This is a genomic window from Streptomyces aurantiacus, from assembly GCF_001418335.1.
In the GTDB taxonomy this organism is placed as follows: domain Bacteria; phylum Actinomycetota; class Actinomycetes; order Streptomycetales; family Streptomycetaceae; genus Streptomyces; species Streptomyces aurantiacus.
This window is the reverse complement of the sequence record NZ_LIPP01000355.1, coordinates 1-3718: the sequence shown is the minus strand read 5'-3', so window position 1 is coordinate 3718 and position 3718 is coordinate 1. Positions and strand designations below refer to the sequence as shown.

At 72.0% G+C, this 3718-nt stretch carries 3 protein-coding genes and 1 pseudogene; 3 read left to right on the top strand and 1 reads right to left on the bottom strand.

The features are described 5' to 3' along the window. Positions 1 to 153 precede the first annotated feature (153 nt). From AOK01_RS45715 to hemQ, 3 genes and pseudogenes are all read left to right on the top strand, one after another. Positions 154 to 289 (top strand): annotated as a pseudogene (locus AOK01_RS45715) (FAD-dependent oxidoreductase); the annotation flags it as partial. Positions 290 to 291: 2 nt separating this feature from the next. Beyond that, positions 292 to 1623 (top strand): protoporphyrinogen oxidase (gene hemG, locus AOK01_RS34970; protein ID WP_245702549.1); only part of this gene is annotated, 1332 nt, incomplete at its 5' end. A 4-nt stretch (positions 1624 to 1627) separates the two neighbouring features. Then, on the top strand, positions 1628 to 2374 hold the full coding sequence (gene hemQ, locus AOK01_RS34965) for a hydrogen peroxide-dependent heme synthase (protein WP_055518839.1): 747 nt from the start codon (positions 1628 to 1630) through the stop codon (positions 2372 to 2374). Between the two features lie 103 nt (positions 2375 to 2477). Here the strand turns inward: hemQ and AOK01_RS34960 are convergent. Then, positions 2478 to 3718: alpha/beta hydrolase (locus AOK01_RS34960; RefSeq protein ID WP_055518837.1), on the bottom strand; the 1241-nt coding region annotated here is incomplete at its 5' end.

The following is a 3718-nucleotide window of genomic DNA, read 5'->3' as shown; positions in this document are numbered from 1 at the left end:
GTCGTGATGACTGACGTTCCTTCGACGCCCGAGCCCCGTGGGACGTTGGCCGGATCCGGTCCCGAAGGGGTCACGGTCCGGACTCGTCATGGACACTCCTGCCGGCCGCGGGGGCCCCGGAGGACCGTGTGCGAGGTCTGGGACAGTGGAGACATGCACGCAGACACACGTACGGGGCCGGGTCATGTCGTCGTCATCGGGGGCGGCATCGCCGGTCTGGCCGCCGCCCACCGGCTCCTGAACGGTGGCGCGCGCGTGACCGTCCTGGAGGCCTCGGACCGGCTCGGCGNNCGTGTCGACCTCGGCGCCGAGTCGATGCTCGCGCGACGGCCCGAGGCGGTGGCGCTCGCCCATGAGGTGGGCCTCGCCGACCGGCTCCGGTCGCCGGCGACGGCGGGCGCGTCGATCTGGACGCGCGGGGCACTCAGGCCCATGCCCAAGGGGCACGTCATGGGGGTTCCGGGGGACGCGGCGGCCCTCTCCGGCGTCCTCTCCGACGAAGGCCTGCGGCGGATCGAGCGCGACCGCGACCTGCCCCGCACGGAGATCGGCGACGACGTGTCGGTGGGCGGGTTCGTCGCGGAGCGCCTGGGCCGTGAGGTCGTCGACCGTCTCGTCGAGCCCCTGCTCGGTGGCGTCTACGCGGGAGACGCGTACCGCATCTCGATGCGCTCGGCCGTTCCCCAGCTCTTCGAGGCGGCCCGTACGCACACCTCCCTCACGGAGGCGGTCCGCGAGATCCAGGCGAAGACCACCCGTAATCAGCAGCCGGGGCCGGTTTTCATGGGCATCGAGGGCGGTGTCGGCCAACTGCCGCTCGCCGTCGCCGAGTCCGTACGTGCCCGGGGCGGCGAGATCGTCACGGGAGCGCCGGTCACGGAGCTGCGCCGGGTCGCGGGCGACGCGGCCGGTGCCGAGCGGCGCGCGGGCTGGCGGCTCGTCGCGGGCGGCCGTGAACTGCGGGCCGACGCCGTCGTCGTGGCGGTGCCCGCCGCCGCCGCTGCCGCGCTGCTCACCGCCGAGGCCCCCGCCGCCGCGGCCGAGCTCGCGGCGATCGAGTACGCGTCCATGGCACTGATCACCCTCGCCTACCGCCGCAGCGAGATCACACTCCCCGAAGGCAGCGGTTTCCTGGTGCCGCCCGTCGACGGGCGCACCATCAAGGCGTCCACGTTCGCGTCCCGGAAATGGGGCTGGATCGCCGAGGAGAACCCGGACGTGGCGGTTCTGCGGACGTCCGTCGGCCGGTACGGGGAGACGGAGATCCTCGGCCGCCGGGACGCGGACCTCGTCGACGTGTCACGGCACGACCTGCGCGCGGCCACCGGCCTCACCGCGGAACCTCTGGAGACCCGGGTGACACGCTGGAACGACGGACTGCCCCAGTACCCGGTCGGGCACCACGCGCGCGTGGCCCGCATCCGCGAACACGTCGGCAGGCTGCCGGGGCTCGCCGTGTGCGGGGCGGCGTACGACGGTGTGGGCATCCCGGCCTGCGTCGCGAGCGCGAACGCCGCCGTGGACGGACTGCGGGGCGACGACCGGTCGGCGGACGCTGACCGGTCGTCGGACGCGCTCGGCGCCCACCCGGTGCGGAGCCTGCACGGCGGAGCGGGAGAATAGCCTCATGAGCGACGACGCCCCCATCACCGGCCAGGCCGACAGGACCAAGACTCCGAACGCCGGCAAGAAGGCCAAGGACCTCAACGAGGTCATCCGCTACACCCTCTGGTCCGTGTTCAAGCTGCGCGACGTGCTTCCCGACGGCGCCGCGCGCGCCGGCTACGCGGACGAGGTCCAGGAGCTGTTCGACCAGCTCACCGCCAAGGACGTCACGATCCGCGGCACGTACGACGTCTCGGGGCTGCGCGCCGACGCCGACCTCATGATCTGGTGGCACGCCGAGACCTCCGACCAGCTCCAGGAGGCGTACAACCTCTTCCGCCGTACGAGGCTGGGCCGCGCCCTGGAGCCGGTCTGGTCGAACATGGCGCTGCACCGGCCGGCCGAGTTCAACCGCTCGCACGTTCCGGCGTTCCTCGCGGACGAGACACCGCGGAACTACATCAGCGTGTATCCGTTCGTGCGGTCCTACGACTGGTACCTGTTGCCGGACGAGGACCGGCGCCGGATGCTCGCCGACCACGGCAAGATGGCTCGCGGATTCCCGGACGTGCGGGCGAACACGGTCGCCTCGTTCTCACTCGGCGACTACGAGTGGATTCTCGCGTTCGAGGCGGACGAACTGGACCGCATCGTGGACCTCATGCGGCATCTGCGCGCGTCCGAGGCCCGCATGCACGTCCGCGAGGAGGTCCCGTTCTACACGGGCCGTCGCAAGTCCGTGACCGAACTGGTCGAGGGCCTCGCGTAGGTTTTTTGGTTTTTGGTTCTTTCAGGGGTGCGGGCGGTTGTGTGTTGGCCGCCCGCCGGTGGGGGCTGATCGCGCAGTTCCCCGCGCCCCTGACGGGGCGCCCCTAGGGGGCCGGGGTCGGCTCCTTGTGCGGGGCGCAGGTTGCCTCGGGTGCGGGGAGCCGGCCCCGTAGCAAGTACGCGTCCAGGTGGGCGTTGACGCACGCGTTCGCGCCGCCGCCGATGCCGTGGGAGCCCGACGCCCGCTCGGTGACCAACGTCGAGCCGGACAGTCGCCGGTGCGTCTCCAGCGCGCCGGCGTACGGCGTCGCCGCGTCCCGTTCGGCGGCCAGGATCAGTGTCGGCGGCAGCTCGCCGGGTGACGTACGGACGTCGAGCGGGCGCGTGCGCGGCAGCGGCCAGTAGGCGCACGGCAGGTTCGTCCAGACGTTGTCCCAGGTCTCGAAGGGCGCCGCGTGCGCGAGACGGGTGTTGTCGCGGTCCCAGGTGTGCCAGGACCGCGGCCAGGGCGCGTCGTTGCACTCGACGGCCGTGTAGACGGCCTTGCTGTTCTCCTGCTCCTTCACCCCGTCCCGATGCGGCCCCGCCTGCCGGATCAGCGGCTTCGGATCGCCCTTCAGATACGCGGAGAGCGCCGCCGCGCGCTGCGGCCAGTAGTCGTCGTAGTACCCGGCCTGCAAGAACGCGCCCCGCAACTGCCCGGGCCCGACCTTGCCACCCGCCGGCTTCGCCGCCAATCGTGCCCGCGCCCGCTCGTAACTGCGCTGCACCTCCTGGGGCGTGCGGCCCAGCCCGTACGCCTTGTGGTGCTTGGCGATCCAGGCGCGGAAGTCGGCCCAGCGGCCCTCGAAGGCGAGGGACTGGTCGAGGTTGTTGCGGTACCAGACCTTCGCCGGGTCCGGGTTCACGGCCGAGTCGAGGACCATCCGGCGTACGTGCGACGGGAACAGCTCCGCGTAGAGCGTGCCGAAGTACGTGCCGTAGGACGCCCCCATGAAGGTCAGCTTCCGCTCGCCCAGGGCGGCGCGCAGGACGTCCAGGTCACGGGCGTTGTTGACCGACGAGAAGTGCCTGATCGAGCGGCCCGACCGCTGGACACAGCCTCGCGCGTACGCCTTCGCCCGTGCGATGCGCTCCTTCTTGTACGACTCCGAGGGGTGCGTCGGCGACTGTGTGGGACTCTTCCGAAGCGTTTTCGGGTCCTGGCAGGACAGCGGCGCCGAGCGGCCGACCCCGCGCGGGGCGTAACCGACGAGGTCGTACGCCGACGCGATGCGCTTCCACTCCGGGACCATGCCGATCAGCGGGAAGTACATGCCGGACGCGCCGGGGCCGCCCGGGTTGT

Excerpts from the sequence above, each read along its gene's own strand:
- hemQ (WP_055518839.1), top strand. The coding sequence starts at position 1,628 with ATGAGCGACGACGCCCCCATCACCGGCCAGGCCGACAGGACCAAGACT.